The organism is Inquilinus sp. OTU3971, from assembly GCF_038440215.1.
Window position 1 is genome coordinate 1 of record NZ_JASATH010000421.1, and the last position, 1,102, is coordinate 1,102.

A 1,102-nucleotide genomic window follows, 5' to 3' on the forward strand; every position below is an offset into this window, starting at 1 on the left:
TGCATTGAAGCAGACAGGAGATTCACAAGGGGAGGAGGGCATGCGAATCTGGGGCCATGGCCCAGACCGTGAGCATCCTCCTGAACACGACCGACCGGCTCGGTCTTGAACAGATCGCCGGCGACCGCAACCGCCCCCACAAGCACGTGCAGCGCGCCCGGATCGTGCTGTTCTCCGGCGACCGATTGCCGGTGCTGGAAGTGGCGCGCCGCGCCGGCGTCAGCCGCCCGGCGGTCTGGCGCTGGCAGCAGCGCTTTGCCGAAGAGGGCGTCGACGGCCTGCTGCGCGACAAGACCCGCAAGCCCGGCACCGCGCCGCTGCCGTCGTCCCTGGTCGCCCGGATCGTCGCCTTGACCTGCACCGAACCGCCCGGGCCGGTCACCCAGTGGACCGGACGGCTGATGGCCAGGACCGTCGGCGTGTCGCTGAGTTCGGTCCAGCGCATTTGGCAGGCCCATCGGCTGCAGCCCCATCGCCTCCGCACCTTCAAGAGATCCAACGACCCGGCCTTCGCCGCCAAGGTCGAGGACATCGTCGGCCTCTACATGAACCCGCCGGCCCACGCCGTCGTCGTCTCCATCGATGAGAAGAGCCAGATCCAGGCCCTCGACCGCACCCAACCGGGCCTGCCGCTGAAGCCGGGCAAGTGCGGGACCATGACCCATGACTACAAGCGCAACGGCACCACCACCCTGTTCGCCGCCCTCGACGTCCTTCACGGCACCGTGGTCGGACGCTGCATGCCCAAACACACCCACCAGGACTTCATCAAATTCCTCAATGCGGTCGAACGCGCCGTCCCCGCCGGCAAGCTCGTCCATGCCGTCCTGGACAACTATGCCACCCACAAGCATCCCAAGGTCCTGGACTGGCTCGCCGATCATCCGCGCTGGGTGTTCCACTTCACACCGACCTCCGGCTCCTGGCTCAACGCCGTCGAGAATTTCTTCTCCGTCCTCACCCGCCGCGTCATCCGCCGCGGCGTCTTCAGGTCTGTCGCTGACCTCCAGGCCACCATTCGTGCCTACCTCCAGCGCCACAATGCAGACCCCATCCCCTTCGTCTGGACAAAGCCCGCCGACACCATCCTCGCCAAGCTCAG

General features: G+C 66.8%; 1 protein-coding gene. It reads left to right on the top strand.

Annotated features, from left to right (window positions below):
- Window positions 1-56: 56 nt before the first annotated feature.
- Window positions 57-1,102: IS630 family transposase (locus AAHM41_RS40230; protein ID WP_342242264.1), on the top strand; the 1,046-nt coding region annotated here is incomplete at its 3' end.